18 protein-coding genes are annotated in these 21,439 nt (G+C 73.9%); 12 read left to right on the forward strand and 6 right to left on the reverse strand.

Annotated elements, in window-relative coordinates; genetic code table 11:
• Positions 1 to 72 precede the first annotated feature (72 nt).
• The gene (locus IE326_RS09305; RefSeq protein WP_229915257.1) at positions 73 to 993 is read right to left on the reverse strand and encodes a M23 family metallopeptidase; all 921 of its coding nucleotides are present in this window, start codon (positions 991 to 993) and stop codon (positions 73 to 75) included.
• 138 nt (positions 994 to 1,131) lie between these two features.
• Between IE326_RS09305 and IE326_RS09310 the strand changes: the two genes are divergently transcribed.
• From IE326_RS09310 to IE326_RS09325, 4 genes are all read left to right on the forward strand, one after another.
• Positions 1,132 to 1,542 (forward strand): DnaJ family domain-containing protein, encoded by a 411-nt coding sequence (locus tag IE326_RS09310; RefSeq protein WP_190041262.1) that lies wholly within the window; start codon positions 1,132 to 1,134, stop codon positions 1,540 to 1,542.
• Positions 1,542 to 2,063, forward strand: coding sequence for a mycothiol transferase (locus IE326_RS09315; protein WP_150233009.1), 522 nt, complete (start codon positions 1,542 to 1,544; stop codon positions 2,061 to 2,063). Before IE326_RS09310 ends, IE326_RS09315 begins: the two co-directional genes overlap by 1 nt.
• Positions 2,064 to 2,306: 243 nt before the next feature.
• Positions 2,307 to 4,550 (forward strand): FG-GAP-like repeat-containing protein, encoded by a 2,244-nt coding sequence (locus IE326_RS09320; protein ID WP_190041263.1) that lies wholly within the window; start codon positions 2,307 to 2,309, stop codon positions 4,548 to 4,550.
• 142 nt (positions 4,551 to 4,692) lie between these two features.
• Positions 4,693 to 6,951 carry an FG-GAP repeat domain-containing protein gene (locus IE326_RS09325; protein ID WP_190041264.1) on the forward strand — a complete coding sequence of 753 codons (2,259 nt, stop codon included), beginning with the start codon at positions 4,693 to 4,695 and terminating at the stop codon, positions 6,949 to 6,951.
• Positions 6,952 to 6,972: 21 nt separating this feature from the next.
• Here IE326_RS09325 and IE326_RS09330 read toward each other — a convergent pair whose 3' ends face one another.
• Complete coding sequence (locus IE326_RS09330) at positions 6,973 to 7,425, reverse strand: ATP-binding protein (protein ID WP_190041265.1); 453 nt, start codon at positions 7,423 to 7,425, stop codon at positions 6,973 to 6,975.
• A gap of 91 nt (positions 7,426 to 7,516) precedes the next feature.
• Between IE326_RS09330 and IE326_RS09335 the strand changes: the two genes are divergently transcribed.
• Both IE326_RS09335 and IE326_RS09340 read left to right on the forward strand, forming a co-directional pair.
• Positions 7,517 to 8,383, forward strand: a complete 867-nt coding sequence (locus IE326_RS09335) for a helix-turn-helix domain-containing protein (protein ID WP_190041266.1) — start codon at positions 7,517 to 7,519, stop codon at positions 8,381 to 8,383.
• Positions 8,380 to 8,625, forward strand: a complete 246-nt coding sequence (locus IE326_RS09340; RefSeq protein WP_190041267.1) for a DUF397 domain-containing protein — start codon at positions 8,380 to 8,382, stop codon at positions 8,623 to 8,625. The genes IE326_RS09335 and IE326_RS09340 overlap by 4 nt, the downstream gene beginning before the upstream one ends.
• A gap of 8 nt (positions 8,626 to 8,633) precedes the next feature.
• Here IE326_RS09340 and IE326_RS09345 read toward each other — a convergent pair whose 3' ends face one another.
• Positions 8,634 to 8,975: a hypothetical protein gene (locus IE326_RS09345; protein WP_150230541.1), complete on the reverse strand. Its 342-nt coding sequence runs from the start codon at positions 8,973 to 8,975 to the stop codon at positions 8,634 to 8,636.
• A gap of 144 nt (positions 8,976 to 9,119) precedes the next feature.
• Here IE326_RS09345 and IE326_RS09350 point away from each other — a divergent pair, with 144 nt between their 5' ends.
• On the forward strand, positions 9,120 to 11,177 hold the full coding sequence (locus IE326_RS09350) for a serine/threonine-protein kinase (protein WP_190041268.1): 2,058 nt from the start codon (positions 9,120 to 9,122) through the stop codon (positions 11,175 to 11,177).
• Here the strand turns inward: IE326_RS09350 and IE326_RS09355 are convergent.
• Together IE326_RS09355 and IE326_RS09360 are read right to left on the reverse strand one after the other, a co-directional pair.
• Positions 11,174 to 11,581 (reverse strand): Zn-ribbon domain-containing OB-fold protein, encoded by a 408-nt coding sequence (locus tag IE326_RS09355; RefSeq protein ID WP_190041269.1) that lies wholly within the window; start codon positions 11,579 to 11,581, stop codon positions 11,174 to 11,176. The genes IE326_RS09350 and IE326_RS09355 overlap by 4 nt on opposite strands.
• On the reverse strand, positions 11,578 to 12,030 hold the full coding sequence (locus tag IE326_RS09360; protein WP_150230537.1) for a DoxX family membrane protein: 453 nt from the start codon (positions 12,028 to 12,030) through the stop codon (positions 11,578 to 11,580). The genes IE326_RS09355 and IE326_RS09360 overlap by 4 nt, the downstream gene beginning before the upstream one ends.
• A 157-nt stretch (positions 12,031 to 12,187) precedes the next feature.
• Here IE326_RS09360 and IE326_RS09365 point away from each other — a divergent pair, with 157 nt between their 5' ends.
• The 5 genes from IE326_RS09365 (at position 12,188) to IE326_RS09385 (ending at position 20,995) form a co-directional block, all read left to right on the forward strand.
• A complete protein-coding gene (locus tag IE326_RS09365) occupies positions 12,188 to 13,336 on the forward strand; it encodes a flavin-containing monooxygenase (protein WP_150230535.1) in 1,149 nt (382 codons plus the stop codon).
• A gap of 179 nt (positions 13,337 to 13,515) precedes the next feature.
• Positions 13,516 to 15,738 carry an acetate--CoA ligase family protein gene (locus tag IE326_RS09370; RefSeq protein ID WP_190041270.1) on the forward strand — a complete coding sequence of 741 codons (2,223 nt, stop codon included), beginning with the start codon at positions 13,516 to 13,518 and terminating at the stop codon, positions 15,736 to 15,738.
• Positions 15,729 to 16,541: an enoyl-CoA hydratase/isomerase family protein gene (locus IE326_RS09375; RefSeq protein WP_150233005.1), complete on the forward strand. Its 813-nt coding sequence runs from the start codon at positions 15,729 to 15,731 to the stop codon at positions 16,539 to 16,541. Before IE326_RS09370 ends, IE326_RS09375 begins: the two co-directional genes overlap by 10 nt.
• 87 nt (positions 16,542 to 16,628) lie before the next feature.
• Positions 16,629 to 20,330: a hypothetical protein gene (locus tag IE326_RS09380; protein ID WP_190041271.1), complete on the forward strand. Its 3,702-nt coding sequence runs from the start codon at positions 16,629 to 16,631 to the stop codon at positions 20,328 to 20,330.
• Positions 20,331 to 20,389: 59 nt separating this feature from the next.
• Complete coding sequence (locus tag IE326_RS09385; RefSeq protein ID WP_229915258.1) at positions 20,390 to 20,995, forward strand: flavin reductase family protein; 606 nt, start codon at positions 20,390 to 20,392, stop codon at positions 20,993 to 20,995.
• Here IE326_RS09385 and IE326_RS09390 read toward each other — a convergent pair.
• Positions 20,982 to 21,437 carry a hypothetical protein gene (locus tag IE326_RS09390; protein WP_190041272.1) on the reverse strand — a complete coding sequence of 152 codons (456 nt, stop codon included), beginning with the start codon at positions 21,435 to 21,437 and terminating at the stop codon, positions 20,982 to 20,984. The two genes, IE326_RS09385 and IE326_RS09390, sit on opposite strands and share 14 nt — an antisense overlap.
• Positions 21,438 to 21,439 lie beyond the last annotated feature (2 nt).

The following is a 21,439-nucleotide window of genomic DNA, read 5'->3' on the forward strand; positions in this document are numbered from 1 at the left end:
GTGCCGCCTGCCGGCACGAGCGGGGCTCCTGCCCGTTCCGCCCCGCCCCCGGGGAGGGGGCGGGGCGGCGGGTCAGCAGTTCGGGATCACGGTGCCGTTGTTGTCGCGGGCCTCGTCGTTGCCCCAGCGGGACAGGTAGTAGGCGGAGACGTACGCCCCGTAGCCGTTCTTGCCGGAGTAGACGGTGTCGAGGTCGGTGCGGAGCCACCAGTGGTTGTAGTTGCCGGAGGCGTCGCGGACCTCCTGGCCCCAGACCTTGCAGTAGACGTAGTTGGTGCCGGCGTTCAGGACGCCCTGGGCGTCGTTCGTGTTCGCGCCGGCGTAGCCGGTGGCGTTGGCGAAGGTGTCCACCCAGTACTTTCCGCCGCCTCCGCCCGAGCAGCCGTTGTCGCTGGTCAGGTGCTTGGAGCCGTAGGAGCCGGGGTAGGGCGCGAGGGAGGCGCCGTTGATCACGATGGACTGGCCGACGCCGTTGTAGAGCTGCTCGTAGTGGATGTGGGCGCCGGAGCTGTTGCCGGTGGAGCCGGTGGTGCCGATCTGCTGCCCCTGGGCGACGGCGGCGCCGTTCGCGACGGAGTAGGCGTTCAGGTGGAAGTAGTACGTCTTCCAGCCGCCGCCGTGCTCGATCACGATGTAGTTGCCCGCGCCGCTCGGCTGCGAGTAGCGGTAGGCGGTGCCGGAGGCGGAGGCCAGGACCGGGGTGCCCGCGGTGGCGCCGCCGTCGGAACGGACGAAGTCCAGGGCCTGGCGGACCTCGGCGGAGTGGTGGCTGTAGGTCCATTTCTGGCCACACGGGAACGGGGCCTTGAAGAGCGGCGCGGCGTGGGCGGTGCCGGCCGTCCCGAGGACCGTGAGGAGCCCGGCGAGCAGCGCGAGGAGCGCGCCGAGGGCGGGGACCCTGCGGGCGGCCCCGGCGGGTCCCCGCCCTCGGCGCGAGGAGCGCTTTCCGGCGGGGGTGCGGGGCGCGGGGGGTGTCGTACGCGGGCGGGGCATGCGTCCTCCGTGACGTGGGGGTGACAGGGGTGGCAGGGGTATACGCGCGTTGACCGACCACAGGGTGCCCGAAGAGCGGGCCGGGCAGTAGAGCGCCTTTCCCACACGTCTTCCGGCCCGCTTACGTACGCTGGACACATGACCGAACGGAAACCGCCCGGCGTGAGCTTCGAGTCCTTCGTCGACCGGCAGATCCGGAAGGCGTCCGAACGCGGGGAGTTCCGGAAGCTCTCCGGTTTCGGCAAGCCCCTGCCCGACGACACGGCGCCCTACGACCCGCTGTGGTGGGTCAAGCAGAAGATGCACCGGGAGGGCATGTCGGTGCTGCCGCCCGCCCTCCAGCTGCGCAAGGAGGCCGAGGACGCGGCCGGGGCGGTCGCCGCGGCCGTCTCGGAGAGCCAGGTCCGGCGGATCCTCGGCGAGATCAACACCAAGATCACCGAAGCCCTGCGCCGTCCGCCCGCGGGCCCGCCCCTGGGCCTCGTGCCCTTCGACGTCGAGGCGGAGCTGGCCCGCTGGCGGAAGGCGCGCGACCCCCAGGGGGCGTGATGGACAGCGCCGGACTGCTGCTGGACTCCTTCGGCCGGATCCGCGAGGCCGTGCACGGGGCCGTGGAGGGCCTCGGCGAGGACGCCCTCGCCGCCCGGATCGATCCGGACGCCAACTCGATCGCCTGGCTCGTCTGGCACCTCACCCGCATCCAGGACGACCACCTGGCGGGCGCCTTCGGCACGGAGCAGGTGTGGCGCGCCGGCGGCTGGCAGGCCCGCTTCGGCCTGCCCTTCCCGCCCGCCGCGACCGGCTACGGCCACACGTCCGCCCAGGTCGGGGCCGTACGGGCGGACGCCGGGCTGTTGCTCCGGTACCACGACGCCGTGCACGAGCGGACGGCCGCGCTGCTGGCGTCCGTCACGGACGCCGACCTCGACCGGGTCGTCGACACCTCCTGGGACCCGCCCGTGACGCTGGGCGTCCGGCTGGTGTCGGTGGTCGCGGAGGACCTCCAGCACGCGGGACAGGCGGCGTACGTGCGGGGAGTGCTGGAGCGGAGGGGGACGGCGGGCGGCTGAGCGCCGGCCCTCCTCACACGCGCCCGCCCTTCCCGCACGTGCCCGCCCTCCTCACACGTGCCCGCCCTCCTCACACGTGCCCGCCCCCTCACACGCACCCGTCCTTCCCGCACGTGCTTCCGGTCCTCGCGCAAGCACCCACAACTCGTACAACTGTCGTACCCGATCGGGAGTCTGACGGACGGTGGCCCGGTGGGGAGCCCGGCCGCCTTCGCCTCCGCGCTCCTCACGAACGGGAGAAACGTGAACCACCGCATCTCCGGGCGCCGGCTCGCCGCCGCCCTCCTCACCCTGGCCACGGTCACCGCGGTGACGGGCACGCTCGTCGCCGTCCCGGCCTCCGCCGCCCCCGCGGGCGCGAGCGCCGGGGAGCGGTGCGCACCGGCCGCGGGCAGGTCGCTGCCGGTCGGCGCGGAGGTCGTCGCCGCGGGCTCGTACGGCTTCCTGACGAGCTGCCGGGACGAGAACGGCGAGACGCGCCTGAGCCTGCACCGCACGGACGGCACGGTCACGCCGTACCTCGGGCAGCAGGCGTACGACACCGGTTCCGACTGGATCGTGACGGACAACCAGGGTTCGATCGGGGCCTACAACCCGGCGACCAACCAGTACTCGACCTCCTTCCCCGCCGGCGGCGAGATCGTCGGCGCCGCGCATGACGTCGTGTACGAGAGCCGGTCGGTGGGCGACGGCCCGGAACGCGAGCTGTACCAGGTGCAGCTCAGGAACGGCGTCCTCAACCGGACGAAGCTGACGGACACGTACGGCAGCGAGCGCGAGACCGGCCACAAGGTCCTCGGGTCGGGCACGGACGCGAACGGCCGGCCCGTCGCCTACCTCTCCACCCGCGGCCTCAGGGACGACCCCACGGGCGGGCGGCCGCTGACGTACGGCTGGAGCACCGTGGTCCCGGTCCCCCTGGGGTCGGTCGTCCCGGCGGAGGCCAAGAACCACAACACCGGCACCGACCTGGCGAACCTGTCGGGCGACGTGACCGAGAAGCACCGGGCGCTCGTGCTGCCGGACCAGACGGCCCCCGGCTACCGCCTCTACGCGACGCCGACCACCGGCACCGCCCGCAGGGACGTCCCGCTCACGAACGTCCCCGGCGTCCCCGTCCTCGCGGGCGTCGTCGGCGACACGGCCTTCTACGCCGCCAAGCGCGACCCGTACGGCGACCCGGCCGTCCTGACGCCGCTGTACGCGCTCGACCTGACGCAGGCCGCCCCGGTCCCCCGCAAGGTCATGGAGAACTTCTCCTCCGCCGCCCGCCCGGCCGACGGCACCCTCGTCGTGCGGGGCGCGACGGGCACCGCGGACGGCGTGTTCCGCATCGGCCGCAACGGCGACCTGACGCCCGAGCTCCTCGCCGACACCGGCGCGGTCGTGGCGCTGAAGGTGGTCTCCGCGTCCGTGCCGGGGTCGGTGAGCCTCCAGAAGCCGGGGACGACCGTGCCGTTCGCGGTCGCCCTGAACCGGCCGGGCGCCGCCGTGCAGCTGACCCTCACCCACCAGAGGACCGGGAAGAAGCTCGTCACGCAGATGAGCGCGCCCCTCGGCGGCGACGGCCGCCCCTCGTACTCCTGGAACGGGATCCTGGACGGGATCAGCGCCCCGAACGGCGCCTACTCCTGGCGGATCACCGCCACCGACGGGGCCCAGTCGGACACCGTCTCCGGGTCCCTCACCGTGTCCCGCACGGCCGACCTGCACGACTTCAACGACAACGGCTCCACCGACCTCCTCGCCCGGGACTCCGCGGGCGTGCTGTGGCGGGACGACCTGTACGACTGGCCGGTCGCCGGCCAGGTCAAGCCCGCCAAGCGGACGAGGATCGGCTCCGGCTGGAACGCGTACAAGCAGATCGAGGCCGCCGGAACCCTCGACGGCGGTGCCACCGGCGACCTGATCGCCGTCGACACCCAGGGCGTGCTCTGGTCCTACACCGGCAAGGGCGACGGCACCTTCGGGACCCGGGTGCGGGTCGGCGGCGGCTGGGGCTCCTACACCCAGCTCGCGGCCGGCTCGGACTGGCAGACGGCGGACCGCTCCTCGGACCTGTTCGCCGCCGACACCTCCGGTGTCCTCTGGTACCACCGCGCCACCGGCGACCCGGCCAAGCCGTACTTCCCCCGGGTCCGGGTGGGCGGCGGCTGGAACGCCTACAACCAGATCACCGCGGTCGGGAACATCGTGGGCGACGTGGGCGGCGAGCTGGTCGCCCGCGACAAGGACGGCGTCCTCTGGCTGTACCAGTCCGACGGCTTCCGCTTCCTGCCGCGCGTCCGCGTCGGCGGCGGCTGGAACGCCTTCACCCAGCTCGTCGGCGCCGGCGACCTCACCGGCGACGGCCGCCCCGACCTCGTCGCGTACGGCCCCGGCGGCACGTACGTCTACCGCGCGAACGGCACCGTGACCGGCGCCTTCACCCGGCAGACGACGACGCTGTACGCGGGCGAGGGCGGCAGGTTCACCAGCGTGTCCTGAACCCCGGCCCGACGGACCGGACCCCGACCTGACGAACTGGTTTCCGGACACGGAACTTCCGTACAACCCTGAACGGCCTCCGGGAGTCCTGTGATCGAGCGCGCGCAGACGCCTCGATCACAGGACTTCGGGAGGAATCCCCTTGAAGCATCACAGCCCCGCCCTCCACCGCCCCGCCCGCCGACGCCTCGCCGTGGCCGTCGTGGTCGCCCTCGCGGTGACGGCCGGCACGGCCGCGGCCACCGGGCCGGCGCTCGCCGCTCCGTACGCCCCCGCCTCCGGTGCGGCCACGGCCGCGGAGCAGACGGGGCCCTTCGTCATCGCCGCCGACGCGAACCTGCGCAGCGCGGGTTCGGGCGGTTTCGTGACCTCCGCCTTCCCGGAGACGGGGCCCACCACCTACCAGTGGAACCGGCCCTCCGACGGCACCGTGACCGTCCTGCCGTCCGCGGACCGCGCCCAGCCGGCCCCCATGGCGGCCGCCGAGGGCGAGCGCGTCGCGCGGCGCACGTCGGCCACCACCTACCGGATCCTGGACATGGCGGGCGGCGCGCCCGTCGACCTCGACGTCTCCGCCGGGGGCTCGGGCGGTGAGCTGTGGGAGTTCACCGGCGACACCCTCGTCATGCGGAAGTCCGACGGGAACGGCGCCACCGGCCTGCACCTCTTCTCCAAGCCCGGCGACACGACCGTGCACCGCGTGGTGACGGGCCTGCCCGCCGACACGAGGGTCGCACGGACGGCGTACTCCTCCGGCGAGCTCGCCGTGCAGTACCGGGGCACGGTCGGCGGCAGGACCGAGGAGCGCCTGGCCGTCGTCGACCTCGCGACCGCGAAGGTCGTCGAGGACCGGGCCGTGCCCGGCGTCTACCCGAACGCCACGATCGCGCTCACGCCCACCCACGTGGCCTGGGCCACGGGACGCGAGAACACCGACGTCGTCCTGACGACCGCCCTCCGGGACGGCTCCCAGCCGCCGGTGCGGCGCACCTCCCTGAGGCCCGCCGGCTCCTTCGTGAACCTGCGCCTGGTGGGCGACTGGCTCATGTACAGCAAGATGACGAGCGTGACGGGCCTGTCGGCCGTGTCCCTCAAGGACGGCACGACCCTCGAAGGGCTGCTCAAGAACCCGGGGCACTTCCAGGGCTCCGGCGACGAGCTGATGGTCCAGGGCTCCACGGCGAAGGGCGGTGTAGGCGTCTACCGGATCGCGCCCGGCGCCGACGGCCGGCCCGCCGCGACCCTGGTGGCGAACGTCGGCGCGACGACGCCGACCACGGTCGCGACCCAGCAGGCGCCCGCGACCGCCGACTTCCGCCGGGCCACCTCGACGGCGGCGCTGCGGTGGACGTACGGCCGCAGCGACCTGTGGGTGGACCTGCGGGTGACCCACAAGGCGACGGGCCGGAGCTGGAACACCTACCAGCAGATCCTCGGCACGGACACCGAGGCCGCCTTCGCCTGGGACGGCGCCTACTCCGACCGGTCGGCCGCCCTCAACGGCGACTACACGTGGAAGATGACCGCCTCGCCGCTCAGCGGGCTCGGCGGCACGGTCGAACGGACCGGCACCCTCCGGGTCGACAGCGGCGTGGCCGCGCACGGCTACTCCGACACCGGCACCGCCGACCTGCTCGTGCGGAACGAGTGGGGCCACCTCCTCTCGTACGACGTCCGGCAGTTCCTCGACCCCCGGTACGCCGGCTGGACGCAGCGGCCGCACGGCGCCGGCTGGTACATCTACGACCGGCTGCTGTCCGCCGGAAACCTGGACGCGACCCCGTACTCCGACGTCCTCGCCCGCGAGAAGTCGACCGGCGTGCTGTGGTTCTACTCGGGCAAGGGCACCACGCTCGCCACTCGGACCCAGGTCGGCCGCGGCTGGAACGCGTACACCACGCTGGCGGCGGGCTCGGACCTGACCGGCGACGGCCGTCCCGACCTGGTCGCCACCGACAAGGACGGCGTCCTGTGGCTGTACAAGGCCACCGGCGACGGCGCCAAGCCCTTCGCGGCGCGCAAGCGGATCGGCGGCGGCTGGGGCACGTACAACCTGCTCACCGCCCCCGGTGACATCGGCGGCGCGAAGACCGGCGACCTCCTCGCCCGCGACCGCGACGGCGTCCTGTGGCTCTACCTCGGCAAGGGCGACGGCACCTTCGCACCCCGCACCAAGGTCGGCGGCGGCTGGGGCGCCTTCACCCAGATCGTCAACATCGGCGACGCCGACCGCGACGGCCGCGCCGACCTGATCGCGGAGAGCGGCACGAAGCCGGACCCCTGGATCACCCTCTACAAGGGCACGGGGAACTGGAAGGCCCCCTTCGGCCCCGCCGACAACGTCGGCGTTCCGCCGTACGGGTCCGACGACGCCGTCAAGCCCCGCGCCCTGCCCTTCTGATCCCCTCCCCGCCACGGGGCCCTACCCCGGCCGCGGGACCGGTCCCGTGGGGTCCCCGCCGGTCAGCGGGACGGTCGCCCAGACCGTCTTGCCGACCGTGCGGGCCTTGACGCCCCAGGTGGTGGCGAGGGCGGCCACGAGCAGCAGTCCGTAGCCGCCCTCGTCGGGGCTCGGGACGGGTAACGGACGGCGCTCGGCGCGGGCGTCGGAGAGCTCGACGCGGAGGTGGTCGCCGTCGCACTCCATGCGGAGTTCGAAGTCCCGGCCGGGGACCCGGCCGTGCACGGCCGCGTTGTTCGCCAGTTCGGCCACCACCAGTTCCGCCGCCTCCGCCGCCGGCCCGGCGATCCCCCAGTCGCTCAACTGCTGCGCCGCCAGCAGACGGGCCAGGCGCGCGCCCCGGGGCGTGGGGCTCAGACGGAGCGCGAACTCCGGCGCGCATTCACTTGTCGGGGTGGTGATTTCCGGCTTCATGGCACCGAGAGTGGTGCCCCGGCCCTACGCTGACCAGCAACGACGCGACGACGCAGAGTGACGGTACGGGCACGCCAAAAGGGCGGTACGGATGTCGGGGAAGCAGCAGGAAGCACGGCCGGAGAAGCCTTCCGAGGCGGACGGAACGGCCCATTTGTTCAAGGCTCTGGGCAAGATCATCAAGGTGCTGAGGCAGAACGCCGGACTCAGCCAGGCCCAGCTCGCCGCCGAGACGCATTGCAGTGAGGACCTCATCTCCGCCATGGAGCGGGGGGTGCGGGTTCCGCAGCCGGACTTCCTGGTGCGGGCCGACGGGGTGCTGGAGGCGGGCGGCGTGCTGACCGCCGCCGTGGAGGACATGGAGCGGGCCCTCGCCCGGGCGCGCACCCGTCATCCGGACTGGTTCCAGAACTTCGCGAAGGAGGAGGCCAGGGCGCTCGCCGCGCACTACTACGCGGTGCAGGCGGTGCCGGGCATTCTCCAGACGCCCGCGTACGCACGGACGCTTTTCGAGCACCGTCGCCCCATGCTGGACGAGGCGACGATCGAGACCCGGATCGCCGACCGGATCTCGCGGCAGGCGCTCTTCGAGCGCTGGCCCGCACCGACCCTCACCTTCCTCCTGGAAGCGGCCGTCCTCCTTCGGCCGTTCGGGGGACCGGAGATCCACCGGGAGCAGTTGCGGCGCATCCTGGAGGTCGGCCAGCGCCGGACCGTCGAGCTCCAGATCCTGATGCTCGACAAGGACGATCACCCCTATCTGGACGGGGCTTTCACCCTGCTGACACCGCCGGGGCGGCGGGAGGTCGCATACACCGAGATCTACGGGCACGCGCGGCTCATCACCGACCCTGACGAGGTTCGCCTCTACTCCGAGCGTTATGGAATCCTGCGCTCACAGGCACTCACCAAACGGGAGTCCCTGACCTGGATCGAGAAACTGCTGGGAGAACGATGAGCACCGCGGATCTTGCCTGGTTCAAGAGCAGCTACAGCAGCTCCGAGGGCGGTGAGTGCATCGAGGTCGCTTACAACTGGCGCAAGTCGAGCTACAGCGGCCCCGAAGGCGGCAACTGCGTAGAGGTCGCCGCCCACCCCACCCTCGTCCACGTCCGCGACTCCAAGGTCCCGCACGGTCCCCAGCTCGCCGTCTCGCCCGCCTCCTGGGCGGCGTTCGTCGAGGACACCTCGCGGGCGTAGAAGAAGGATCACCCCCTCCGCAGGGCCTCCCTGAGCGTCGGCCAGGGGGGCTCTCCGGTTTCCAGGACGGTGAGGGCGAGGTCCAGGAGGTCCGGGGGGAGGGCGTCCTTGTGGGCGACCACGTCGAGGACGGGGACGAGGAGGACGGCGCCGGGGTCGAGGGGGGTGTCCAGGGTGCCGCGGGGGACGGGGAGGACCTCGATCCAGTCGTGGCCGTGCTCGTCGGTGACGGAGAGGGGGCCGAGGCGCAGCACGGGGTGCTGGAGGCCCAGGCGGATGCTGAAGGTGCGGCGGGAGGGCGGCCTGGGCTTGCGGTAGGCGTAGACGATGTCGCCGGGGGCGGGTCGCATGCCTTCCAGGGTCGGGCGGCGGGGTGGCGGAGGGAAGAACTCCGGGCGGCTTGCGGGGCCCTTCACGGAACCTTCAACCACAGGCCGGTAACAACGGCTTGACGCCGATTCAGATGTCGGTCGCCCTGGGCTACTGTGTGGCCCATGCAGGGGGAATTGGAAAACCACTCTAATCTCGCCGGCAGCGGGGCGACGCCGCTCGACGCGGACGACCCGCGCCGGATCGGCGCCTTCCGTCTGCTCGGCGTGCTCGGTTCCGGCGGGATGGGGCGCGTCTACCTGGGGGCCGTGCCCGGGACGTACGCCGCCGTGAAGCGGGTGCTGCCGACGCTCGCGGAGGACAGGGACTTCCTGGACCACTTCGGGCACGAGCTGGACAACCTGGCGCGACTGCCCGGCGGGGCCAGCACGAAGCTGCTGGCGAGCGACCGGCTGGCGAAACCGCCGTGGTTCGCGACCGAGTTCATCCCGGGCGTGACGCTCTCCGACGCGCTGCGGCTGACCGGCGGGCCGCTGGAGCCGGACGCGCTGTGGCGGCTGCTGCGGGAGGCGGCGGCGGGGCTGCGGGCCGTGCACGCGGCGGAGATGGTGCACCGGGACCTCAAGCCGTCGAACGTGATGCTGACCGGGAGCGGACTCTCCCTCATCGACTTCGGGGTGGCGCGGGCCGCCGACCAGAGCCGGCTGACGAAGACCGGCATGATCATCGGCACGCCCGCCTACATGGCCCCCGAACAGGCCGTCGCGGACAAGCGTTTGACCGGGGCGGCGGACGTCTTCGCGCTCGGCAGCCTCGTGCTGTACGCGGCGAACGGGCGGCCGCCGTTCGGCGACGGGTCCGGGCACGACCTGCTCTACCGGGTCGTGCACGGCGAGCCCGACTTCGGGCGGCTCACGGAGGCCGACCCCGACCTCGCCGACCTCGTCAGGACCTGCCTCTCCAAGGACCCCGACGACCGGCCGACCGCGACCGAACTCGTCGGCCACGCCGACGCGCGGGCCGCCGGGGTCGCCTGGCCGGAGCCCGTGGCCGCGCGGATCGCCGAACGGGCCGCCTTCGCGGCCGGCGCGCCGACCGCCGAGGCGCTGGCCGAGCTGGAGGCCGCCGACCCCTCGCAGGACGTGGCCACCGCCCCGCTGACCCCGCAGCCGCCCGCCGGGTCGGGGCCCGCGTACGCCCTCACCGGGAAGGCCGGAGGCCCCCCGGAGGAGAAGAAGCGGCGGAACCGGATCGTCGTCATGGCCGTGCCCGTCGTCCTCGCCACCGGCACGACGCTGACGCTGTCCCTGCTGCCCTTCGAGATCGGCAAGGCGAACGCGGGCGACCGGCCCTCCGCGTCCCCGACCGCCGCCCTCTCCCCCGGCGCCCGGCCCCCGTCGTCCGCCTCGGCGTCCCCCTCCCCGTCCACCTCCGGCACCAAGCCCACGACCAGGAAGCCCGCACCCTCGTCCGGCCCGGCCTCCGGCACCGCCGCGCCCCCGCAGGGCGGGCAGCCGCCCGCCGCACCCCCTCGGCCCGGGGACGGCAGCGGAGGCGGTGGCGGTGGCGGTGGCGGGACCGTGACCGGCGGAGGCGGTACGTCGGGCTCCGGCGGCGGCTCGTCGACCACGGGCGGCTCCGACTCGACGTCCGCCGGCGGCTCGTCGACCACCGGCGGTGGCTCGACGTCGACCGGCGGCTCGTCGTCCACCGGAGGCGGCTCGTCCTCCGGCGGCACCGCCCCGCGCCCCACCACGGCCGCCCCCCGCCCCACGACGGCGGCGCCCAAGCCGCCCGCCTCGGGCGGCGGTTCGGCGCCCTCGGGGACGTACGCGCTGGAGAACGGGAACACCGGCAACTGCCTCGTGGAGTACAAGCAGCCCTACGGCGCCGTCACCGTCCTCTCGATGGAGTGCGGCTCCAAACCGGAAGCCTCCGGCTACTCCTGGATCTACCGCGCCAACGCCGACGGCAGCTTCCGCCTGGTCAACAAGAAGTCCGGCAAGTGCCTCCAGCCCGGTCCCGGCGTCGCCGTCGAGACCGCCGCCTGCACCGGCACGAGCGCCCAGTCCTGGAAGGTCCACGCCACCACCTCGTCCGGCCGCCAGTTCGTGAACGTGAGCAGCGGCCAGTGCCTGACCTCCAACCCGGGCGCCGTCATGTCCTTCATGTGCGGAAACGCGTCCCCGTCCCAGCTCTGGCGCAACATCGGGGCGATCTAGCCGCCGGCCGGGGCCGCCGTGAACACCGGGACCGTCACCCCGTCCTCACCCTTCCGGAAGGCCGCCGCCAGGGGCATGCCGATGCGGAGGGCGGGCTCGGGGACGCCGACGACCTCGGTCATCATGCGGGGGCCCTCGGCGAGGTCGACGACGGCCGCGACGTAGGGGACGCGGGGGCCGAAGGGCGGGAGGTCGTTGCGGTGGACGACGGACCAGGTGTGGAGGGTGGCACGGCCGGTGGCCTCGGTCCACTCCACGTCCTCGCTCCAGCAGTGGGGGCAGAACTCGCGGGGGTAGTGGTGGGGGCGGGCGCAGGCCCGGCAGCGGCGGAGGAGGAGGCGGCCCTCGGCCGCCGCGTCCCAGTAGGGGCGGCTGAAGTCGTCGATGTCGGGGGTGGCCGTCACGTGAGGAGTCCGATCGCCGCGTCGAGGGACCAGGTCTGCCAGGACATCGCGAGGAGGGCGACGAGGGAGATCAGCGCCATCATCGCGTTCTGCCCCTGCTCGGCCCAGTCGTGGATCATGAGGACGAGGTAGAGGAGGTTGAGGAGGAGGCCGGCGGCCAGCGCCACGGGGGTGAGGAAGCCGGCGACCAGGCCGAGGCCGAGGGCCAGCTCGGCGTAGACGACGACGTACGCCATCAGCCTGGGGCGGGGGGCGACGATCGCGTCGAAGCCCCTCCTGACCTGGGGCCACCGGTGCCTGCCCGCCACCTCCGCCGCCCAGGCGATGCCGGTGCCGCGTTCGAACCAGCCCTTCTTGTCCTTGTGGCGCCAGCTCTCCAGCCACCACAGGCCGAGGCCGATGCGGAGGACGGCGAGCCATTCGGCGCCGGTGAGCCAGACGGTCTGCATGGGGCGGTCCTCCTCGAAGGAAGCCTGGATCTGACGGTACGTCAGTTCAGCGCACCCGGGGGCACTCCGCAAGGGCCCGCGCGACGTGACCGTTTCGCAACCGAACCCCCTCCCGGCCGAGACCCACTGCGTGTACACGTCATTACGCTCAGCATTCATGGTCACCACCCCCCAAGAGCCGGTGTACGTCATCGGCGCCGGCCCCGGCGGACTCGCGGTCGCCGCCACCCTGCGCGCCCGCGGCGTCCGTGCCGTCGTCCTGGAGAAGTCCGACGCCGTCGGCTCCTCCTGGCGCGGCCACTACGACCGGCTGCGGCTGCACACCACCCGCCGGCTCTCCGCCCTCCCCGGGCTGCGGATCCCCCGCGCGTACGGCCGCTGGGTCGCCCGCGCCGACCTGGTCCGCTACCTGGAGGCGTACGCCGAGAAGCACGAGCTGGACGTGGTCACGGGCGTCGAGGTGCACCGGATCGAGCGCGCGGAGGACGGCACCGGGAGCTGGGTGCTCCACGCCACCGGCGGCCGGCGGCTGACCGGCCGGGCCGTCGTCGTCGCCACCGGCTTCAACCACACCCCGTCCGTGCCCGCCTGGCCGGGACTCGACGGGTACGAGGGGGACCTCGTCCACGCGCGGGAGTACCGCAACCCGGAGCCGTACGCCGGGAAGGACGTGCTCGTCGTCGGCATCGGCAACACCGGCGCCGAGATCGCCGCCGACCTCGCGGAGGGCGGCGCCGCCCGGGTCCGGATCGCCGTCCGCACCGCCCCGCACATCCTGCGCCGCACCACGGCCGGCTGGCCCGCCCAGCGCAGCGGCATCCTCGTGCGGCGCCTCCCGGTCGGACTCGTGGACCTGCTCGGCCGGGGCCTCGCCCGCTTCGCCTCCCCCGACCTCTCCGCACACGGCCTGCCCCGCCCGGACACCGGCCTCGCCAGCCGCGTCCGCGAGGGCGCCATCGCCGTCCAGGACGTCGGCCTCGTCGCCGCCGTACGGGCCGGGAAGGTCGAGGTCGTCGCAGCCGTCGAGGCCCTGGAGGGGCGCGAGGTGGTCCTCGCCGACGGCAGCCGGATCGCCCCGGACGCCGTGATCGCCGCCACCGGCTACCGGCGGGCCCTCGAACCCCTCGTCGGCCACCTCGGCGTCCTCGACGACCGCGGCCGCCCCGCCGTGCGCGGGGCCCGCAGCCCCCGCGAGGCCCCGGGGCTCTACTTCACCGGCTTCACCAATCCGATCAGCGGCATGCTGCGGGAGCTGGCCCTGGACGCGGAGCGGATCGCCCGGCGGATCGCGCGCGCGAAGCCGTAGCCCCCGCGCGAAGCCGTGCCCCCGGGAGCCTTCCCGGCCGTGGACCCCGCCCCTCCCGGCGGGGTCTTCGCGCTTCCTCCGCTCCGCCCCATTCCTGACTGAGCGTCAGTTCTGTAATCTGACTAGGCGTCAGGTCACTTGTCCGGGACGCGTCCTGAACGGAAGGGCGGAGCGGAACGATGCTTGGATCTACTCACGGCACCTTCACCACCGGTCTGCGCGCCCGCGTGGAAGCCTGCGGGGAGCCGCCCCGCACCGCCGTCCACGGGCACGCCGCCGCACCCGGCGACCAGGACGTCAGCGGGCGGGCGCTGTACGCCGGGGTCCCCGACCTCGACCGGTTCTTCCGGCCCCGGTCCGTCGCCGTCGTCGGCGCCTCGGACACCGAGGGGCGGCCCAACACCGGGATCACCCGGCAGCTGCTCGCCTGGGCCGAGCGGGTCGGCGCCCGGCTGGTGCCCGTCCACCCGACCCGCACCGCCGTCTTCGGCACCGCCTGCGCCCGGTCCGTGAAGGAGCTCGGCGAGCCCGTGGACCTCGCCGTCCTGCTCGTCGCCGACCCGCTGCCCGTCATCGAGGAGCTGGGCGAGGCGGGGGTGCGCTTCGCCGTCGCCTTCGCCTCCGGCTTCGCCGAGACCGGCACCGACGGGGCCGCCGCGCAGGAACGCCTCGCCGAGGCCGTGCGCCGCACCGGCGTCCGGCTCCTCGGCCCCAACACCAACCTCAACGCCTTCGAGCGCTTCCGCGACGACCTCGACGGGCCCGCCGTCGCCCTCATCACCCAGTCGGGACACCAGGGCCGGCCCGTCTTCACCCTCCAGGAACTCGGCGTCCGGCTCTCCCACTGGGCGCCCACCGGCAACGAGGCCGACCTGGAGACCGCCGACTTCATCTCGTACTTCGCCTCCCTCCCCGAGGTCGGCGCCATCGCCGCGTACGTGGAGGGGCTCAAGGACGGCCGGTCCTTCCTGCTCGCCGCCGACCGCGCGGCCCGCGAGGGCGTGCCCGTCGTCGCCGTGAAGGTCGGCAGGACCGAGACCGGCGCCCGCACCGCCGCCTCCCACACCGGGAAGCTCACCGGCGCGGACCGGGTCGTGGACGCGGCCATGCGGCAGTTCGGCGTGATCCGCGTCGACGGGCTCGACCAGCTCCAGGACACCGCCGCCCTCCTCGCCCGCGCCCGCAGGCCGCTCGCGGACGGCGTCGTCGTCTACTCGATCTCCGGCGGCACCGGAGCCCACTTCGCCGACCTGGCGACCGCCGCCGGGCTGGACCTGCCCGTGCTCCCGCAGGCCAAGCAGGACGAACTCCACCAGTGGATCCCGGAGTACCTGCGCGTCGCCAACCCCGTCGACAACGGCGGCCACCCGGTCGGCGACTGGCGCGGCCGGAAGATCATCGACGCGATCCTCGCCGACCCGTCCGTCGGCGTCCTCATCTGTCCCATCACCGGCCCCTTCCCGCCCATGAGCGACAGGCTCGCCCAGGACCTGGTGGACGCCGCCGAGGCCACCGACAAGCTGGTGTGCGTGGTGTGGGGCTCCCCCGTCGGCACCGAGGACGCCTACCGCACCACCCTCCTCGGCTCCTCCCGCGTCGCCACCTTCCGGACCTTCGCCAACTGCATCGGCGCCGTGAAGGCGTACCTCGACCACCACCGCTTCACCACCGGCTACCGCTCCCCCTTCGACGAGGCCCCCCGCACCCCCTCCCCGTCCTTCCGCAAGGCCCAGGCGCTGATGCGGCCCGGGCAGCGGCTCAGCGAGCACGCGGCCAAGCAGCTGCTGCGCGCGTACGGCATCCGCGTCCCGCGCGAGCAGCTCGTCACCAGCGCGGCGGCGGCCGTCCGCGCCGCCGGGCTCGTCGGCTACCCCGTGGTGATGAAGGCGTCCGGCGGGCAGCTCGCCCACAAGACCGAGCTGGGCCTGGTCAAGGTCGGGCTGACCTCCGCGAGCCAGGTCCGCGACGCGTACCGCGACCTCACCGACATCGCCCGCTACGAACAGATCGACCTCGACGGGATCCTCGTCTGCCAGATGGTCGGCAGGGGCGTCGAGATGGTCGTCGGCGTGACCCGCGACGAACTCTTCGGCCCGACCGTCACCGTGGGCCTCGGCGGAGTGCTCGTCGAGGTCCTGAACGACACCGCCGTCCGCGTCCCGCCCTTCGGCGAGCGCGAGGCCCGCTCCATGCTGGACGAGCTCCGCGGCCGGGCCCTCCTCGACGGGGTGCGCGGCGCGCCGCCCGCCGACGTCGACGCGCTCGTCGAGGTCGTGCTCCGGGTCCAGCGGATGGCCCTCGAACTCGACGGCGACCTCGCCGAACTCGACATCAACCCGCTGATGGTGCTGCCGCGCGGGCAGGGCGCGGTGGCCCTCGACGCGCTGGCCGTCTGCCGATAGGAGCCCTCCCCGTGCCCGATGTCCTGCACTCCGTCGAGAACGGCGTCTCGTGGATCACCCTCAACCGGCCCGAGGCGATGAACGCGGTCACCTGGGACCAGCGGGAGCGGATCGTCGCCCTGCTGGCGGAGGCGTCCGCCGACGCGGCCGTGCGCTGCGTGGTGATCACCGCCACCGGGCGCGGCTTCTGCGCGGGCGCGGACCTGCGGGGCGCGCCCGCCGGCGGGGAGGGCGAGCGGGTGGCGGGGGACGTCTCCCGGATGATCCGGCGGGGCGCGCAGCGCTTCGTCACCGCCGTCCTGGACTGCGAGAAGCCCGTCGTCGCCGCGGTCAACGGCACGGCGGCGGGCATCGGCGCCCACCTGGCCTTCGCCTGCGACCTGGTGATCGCGGCGGAAGGGGCCCGCTTCGTGGAGGTGTTCGCCCGCCGGGGGCTCGTCCCGGACGGCGGCGGCGCGTACCTCCTGCCCCGGCTGATCGGGCCGCAGCGCGCCAAGGAGCTGATGTTCTTCGGCGACGCGGTCCCGGCGGCGGAGGCGAGGGAGATGGGCCTGGTCAACAGGGTCGTCCCCGCCGACGAGCTGGCGAAGACCGCCCGCGCGTGGGCCGAACGCCTCGCCCAGGGCCCCACCCGCGCCCTCGCCCTCACGAAACAGCTGGTCAACGCCTCCCTGGACGTCGACCGCGCCACCGCCCTCGCGGCCGAGGCCGTCGCCCAGGAGCTCAACATGACCACCCGGGACGCCCAGGAGGGCGTGGCGAGCTTCGTGGAGCGGCGGGAGGCGCGGTACGAGGGGCGGTGACGGGGGCGATATCCGGTCGGCGGCCGTCCTTCCCCGCCCTTAGAGTGTGGCCCGAACATGCCACACCGCTCCGGGGGGAACGGAAAAATGCCGAACTTCGCGCGCTCGCGCGGCAGATCCAGACGTCTGCACTCGATATCCACCAGAAACACGCTCCTCGTCCCCGTCCTGCTGGCGGCCCTCGCGGCCCCGCTGCTGCCGGCGGGAACGGCCCTGGCGGCGACCCCGCCGCCGGCCACGTCCTCGGCCTCCGCCACGCCGGAGGCCGTACGGGACGAGTCGACGTCCGCCGCGCCGCAGGCCGTACAGGACGAGCCGACGCCGGAGCCCACGGCCCCGGCCACGACGGCCCCGACGCCGGAGCCCACGACCGACCCGTCGCCGGAGCCCACGGCCCCGGAACCGACGCCCACCGCGACGGACCCGGCCGCCGGGCCCTGCCCCGTGCTGCCGCTCGCGCCGCTCGGCGACCCGGGCGACGCCGTCCGGGAGGTCTCCATCGAGGCGAACGGCACCGCGTGCTTCACGGTCACCGTCGAGACGGCCGGGACCCACCGCATCCTGATCGACGGCAGCCACGACACCTACCCGGGGCTGTACGCGGGTGAGGAGCGGGTCGCCTGCGAGGACTGGCAGTACAAGGACGCCTGGTGCGACCTGGCCGCCGGCAGCTACACCCTCAGGCTCACCAGCAACTCCTGGCAGCCCGCCACCAACCGGATCGCCGTCGTCCCGCTGACGGCCGGCGTCACGGGCCCCTGCCCCGCCGTCCCCGGCACCGGCTACGACACACCGCTGGTGAACGGCACGGGCGTCGGCCCGATGGGCGTCGTCTGCCACTCCTTCACCGCCGCTCCCGGCGAGCGGATCACGGTGGACCTCAAGCGGCAGACCTACGGCGACTCGTACGCCTGGATCTCCGACGCCACCGGCAAGCGGCTCTGCACGCAGTACAACCAGGACGGCTCCGAGGGCTGCGTGCTGCCCGGGGGCAGCACCGGCCACCGCGTCTACGCGGTCGTCGGCCCCCAGGAGGGCGGCGCCACCGCCGCCCCGTACACCCTGAAGGTCCGCCGCCTGTCGGACCCGGCGGGCTGCGTCACCGTCGCCCCCTCCGTCTACGGCACCCCGCCGGACCGGACCGGGCCCGCGAGCGGCTGCAAGACCTTCACGCCCACCACGACCGGCCGCCACGACGTGCGGTCCGTCTCCGCCGAGGGGTACCGCCAGAACGTCACCGTGTACGCGCAGGACGGCACCCACGCCTGCCGCTCCTACGACGACCTCTGCACGCTCACGGCGGGCACCGCGTACACCGTCCTCACCGACGACGCCGTCCAGTTCTTCACCCGCACCGCCACCGAGGGCTGCGTGGACGGGGTCGTGCCCGGCACCGTCCTGCGCGGCACCTTCTCCGGCCCCGGCGAGGCCGACTGCCTGAACCTGGCCCTGCCGCAGGGCGCGCACGTCGCCGTCCAGTCGGACGGCACCACGGACATCAAGGTGTACGACGCGGCCGGCGCCGAGCAGTGCCTGAACGCGACGAACCTCTGGGACGCCACCTGCGTGCTCGGCGGCACCGCCCCCTACCGGGCGGTCGTCACCGACGAGGACCCGTACGAGGGCGGCGACGGCTACGGCATCGTCGTCCACCGGACCGACGCGCCCTCCGACTGCCCCGTGTTCGGCGCGAGCGACTTCGGCCCGAACCCGGCCCGGACGGCCGTGCGGACCGGCGACGGCGTCTTCGCCGGCTGCCTGACGATCCCCGCGACCGCCCACTCCGCCAGGGAGCTGTTCCAGATCACGAAGGGCGCCGGCGGCCTGTCCGCCGAGGCCGTCGTCGTGGACGCCAAGGGCGAGGTCAGCTGTGAGATCCGCACCTACTACGGCACCTTCTCCACCTGCACGCTGACCCCGGGCCTCGCCCACACGGTCCTCGTCCAGGGCCGTGACCTGCCCGGCGAGACCCTGCTGACCCGGCACGACGTCACCGCCACCGCGCGCGGCTGCGTCACCACCGCGGCCGTGGCCGCGGGCGGCCCGTCCACCGGCGGCGTCCCGGGCGCGCCCGGCACCTTCCAGTGCCGCCGGGTGACCACCTCCGCCGCCGGGGACACCCTGCACCTGAACGTGCGGGACTCGGCGGACGCGGTCCGGGCGATCGCCTACGACGGCGAGGGCGACGCGGTCTGCGACTACTTCGCCAAGGGCTGTGCCGTCACCGGCTCCGCCGCCTACCAGGTGCTCCTCCAGGTCCCGGCGGGCGGCACCGCGCCGGCCGCCTACCGGCTCGACGCCGTCCGCATCGGCACGCCGGCCGGGCCCGCCCCGGAGTGCGCCAAGGTCCCGAACGTGGCCTACGGCACGGGTCCGCTCACCGGCACCCTCAGCGAGCAGCACAGCGCGCTGTGCTGGGCGCTGCCGACCGCCGAGGGCGACCGCTTCGACCTGCCCTTCACCCCCGCGGGCAGCTTCGAGACGATGCCCACCCCCCGGCTGTACGACCGGACCAGCCGGGTGAACCTCTGCTACGGCTCGTACAGCAGCGCGGGCGAGACCTACAACTGCTCGCTGTCCGGCTCCGGTTCCGTGAAGACCGCCAAGCCGACCACGCTCGTGATCGGCCTGCCGGAGAAGCCGGCGACGGCCTCGACGGCGGTGAAGGCCCAGCTCTCCTGCACCGCCGTGGTCTGCGGCACCGACGCCCGCTCGGTCGGCACCGTCGGCCCGGCCACGGTCGGCCGCGGGAAGATCACGATGACCGTCACCGGCAGCGCCCTGCACTCCTCCGCCAAGGTCGTCGTGCGGAGCGGCACCTTCCGGGCCGAGTCCACGACGCTGTCCGTCGCGGCGGACCGGCGCAGCATGACGGTCGCCCTGGACCTGACGAACGCGCCGCTGGGCTCGCTGAGCACGAGCGTGTACGCGTTCGGCGTGCAGTACCAGAAGCCGGACGTCACCGTCGTCGCCGCCCTGCGCAACACCGCCGCCGCGTCGGTCTCCGGGACGGCCGTCGTCGGCGGGAAGGTGACGGCGAAGCCGGGCACCTGGTCGCTGCCGGTGGACTCGCTGACGTACCAGTGGCGGGCGAACGGCACCGCCATCGCGGGGGCCACCGCCTCCACGTACACGATCCCGACCGCCCTCCAGGGCAAGTCGCTCTCCGTCGCGGTGGTCGCGCGGAAGGCCGGGCACCCGACGCTGACCTCGGTCAGCGGGTCCGTGGTCGTGAAGGGCGTCGCGCCGAAGGCGACGAGGGTGCCCGCGATCTCCGGGACCGTGCGGGTGGGGACGAAGGTGACGGCCGCGGTCGGCACCTGGTCGCCGGCCGCGACCTCGTACGCCTACCAGTGGAAGGCGAACAGCGTCGCGATCTCCGGCGCCACCGGCTCGGCGTACACGCCGGCCGCCGCCGTCCGGGGCAAGAAGCTGACCGTCACGGTCACCGCGCACCGCACCGGGCACCTCAGCGGTTCGGCGACGTCGGCCGGGATCACGGTCGCGACCGGGCTCGCCCCCAAGGCGACGACCCTGCCGTCCCTGTCGGGCACGGTCCGGGTCGGGCGGACGCTCACCCTGAACCGGGGCGTGTGGACGCCGGCGCCGACCTCGTACGCCTACCAGTGGTACGCGAACGGGCGGGCGATCAGCGGGGCCACCCGGACCACCTTCGTGATCACCAAGGCCCAGCGCGGGCAGCGGATCACCGTCAAGGTGACCGCCGTCCGGACCGGGCACGCCACCGGCTACGCCTGGACGAGGGCGACCGGCGCCGTCGCCGGTTAGTCCGCGCCGCCGCCTCCCCGGGTGTTCCCATCTGACGAAGCGTCAGTTTCAATGCTTCCATGATGGGACACGCGGGGATGGCGGCCACCGCCGTCCGACACCTGAGAGCGGCCGGAGCGCCCACGGCCGTCGAACCCCTCCCCCGGCCCGCGCTGCGGGCCGTGCAGGAGGACGAACGGGCGCCCGTCGACCCGGCGGAGTTCCGGCGCGTCCTCGGCCACTTCCCGAGCGGCGTCACCCTCGTCACCACCGTCGACGACACCGGCCCGACCGGCTTCGCCTGCCAGTCCTTCGCCTCGCTGTCGCTCGACCCCCCGCTGGTCGCCTTCATGGTCGCCCGCACCTCCACGACCTGGCCCCGCATCGCCGCCGCCGGAACCTTCTGCGTCAACGTCCTCGGCGCCGGACAGGGCCCGCTGTGCCGGGCGTTCGCCGTCAGCGGCGCCGACAAGTTCGCGGGCGTCGACTGGACCCCCGCGCCCGCCACCGGCGCGCCCCGCCTCGCCGGCGTCCCCGCCTGGATCGACTGCGCGATCACCGCCGTCCACACCGGGGGCGACCACCTGATCGTGGTGGGCCGGGTGGAGGCGCTGGGGGCGGAGGAGGAGGACGGCGAACCGCTGCTGTTCCACCGGGGGCGGTTCGGGAGGTTCAGCGACGGATGAGGACGCGGCGGCTGTCGGGGTGGCCCGGGGTGAAGGTCCAGTAGACCAGCTCGGGGGCGGCGGGAGATCCGCCGGCGTCCCAGAGCCAAGGGGTCGGGGACTCGCAGGTCGTGCTCAGGGACACCTGGTCGTGCCAACGGGGGCGGGTCTCCGTGAACGCCCAGTGGACCGCACCGTCCTCACACCGCTTCAGGACGGCGAAGCCGGGCTCCTCCTCCGCGGCGTATTCGATCCCCCGCACCTCCGCCGTCCCGTCCGCCCGCAGCGTCACCTCACCCCCCTGCCCGTCCTCGTAGGACCCCACCAGATCCGCCCTGGACGGCTTCGGCGGGTCCTCGGGCCCCAGCACCCGCGTGTACGTCCCGATTCCCGCCAGCGTCGCCGCCGCGGGCACCATCAGCGCCGCCCACAACAGCCACGGCTTCCCCCGCCCACTCCCCATGG

Origin of the sequence: Streptomyces filamentosus (genome assembly GCF_014654895.1) — a bacterium.
GTDB lineage: Bacteria > Actinomycetota > Actinomycetes > Streptomycetales > Streptomycetaceae > Streptomyces > Streptomyces filamentosus.

Coding starts and splice junctions, on each gene's coding strand:
- IE326_RS09305 (WP_229915257.1), bottom strand. CDS start 993: ATGCCCCGCCCGCGTACGACACCCCCCGCGCCCCGCACCCCCGCCGGA.
- IE326_RS09310 (WP_190041262.1), top strand. CDS start 1,132: ATGACCGAACGGAAACCGCCCGGCGTGAGCTTCGAGTCCTTCGTCGAC.
- IE326_RS09315 (WP_150233009.1), top strand. CDS start 1,542: ATGGACAGCGCCGGACTGCTGCTGGACTCCTTCGGCCGGATCCGCGAG.
- IE326_RS09330 (WP_190041265.1), bottom strand. CDS start 7,425: ATGAAGCCGGAAATCACCACCCCGACAAGTGAATGCGCGCCGGAGTTC.
- IE326_RS09335 (WP_190041266.1), top strand. CDS start 7,517: ATGTCGGGGAAGCAGCAGGAAGCACGGCCGGAGAAGCCTTCCGAGGCG.
- IE326_RS09340 (WP_190041267.1), top strand. CDS start 8,380: ATGAGCACCGCGGATCTTGCCTGGTTCAAGAGCAGCTACAGCAGCTCC.
- IE326_RS09345 (WP_150230541.1), bottom strand. CDS start 8,975: ATGCGACCCGCCCCCGGCGACATCGTCTACGCCTACCGCAAGCCCAGG.
- IE326_RS09350 (WP_190041268.1), top strand. CDS start 9,120: ATGCAGGGGGAATTGGAAAACCACTCTAATCTCGCCGGCAGCGGGGCG.
- IE326_RS09360 (WP_150230537.1), bottom strand. CDS start 12,030: ATGCAGACCGTCTGGCTCACCGGCGCCGAATGGCTCGCCGTCCTCCGC.
- IE326_RS09365 (WP_150230535.1), top strand. CDS start 12,188: ATGGTCACCACCCCCCAAGAGCCGGTGTACGTCATCGGCGCCGGCCCC.
- IE326_RS09370 (WP_190041270.1), top strand. CDS start 13,516: ATGCTTGGATCTACTCACGGCACCTTCACCACCGGTCTGCGCGCCCGC.
- IE326_RS09380 (WP_190041271.1), top strand. CDS start 16,629: ATGCCGAACTTCGCGCGCTCGCGCGGCAGATCCAGACGTCTGCACTCG.
- IE326_RS09385 (WP_229915258.1), top strand. CDS start 20,390: ATGATGGGACACGCGGGGATGGCGGCCACCGCCGTCCGACACCTGAGA.
- IE326_RS09390 (WP_190041272.1), bottom strand. CDS start 21,437: ATGGGGAGTGGGCGGGGGAAGCCGTGGCTGTTGTGGGCGGCGCTGATG.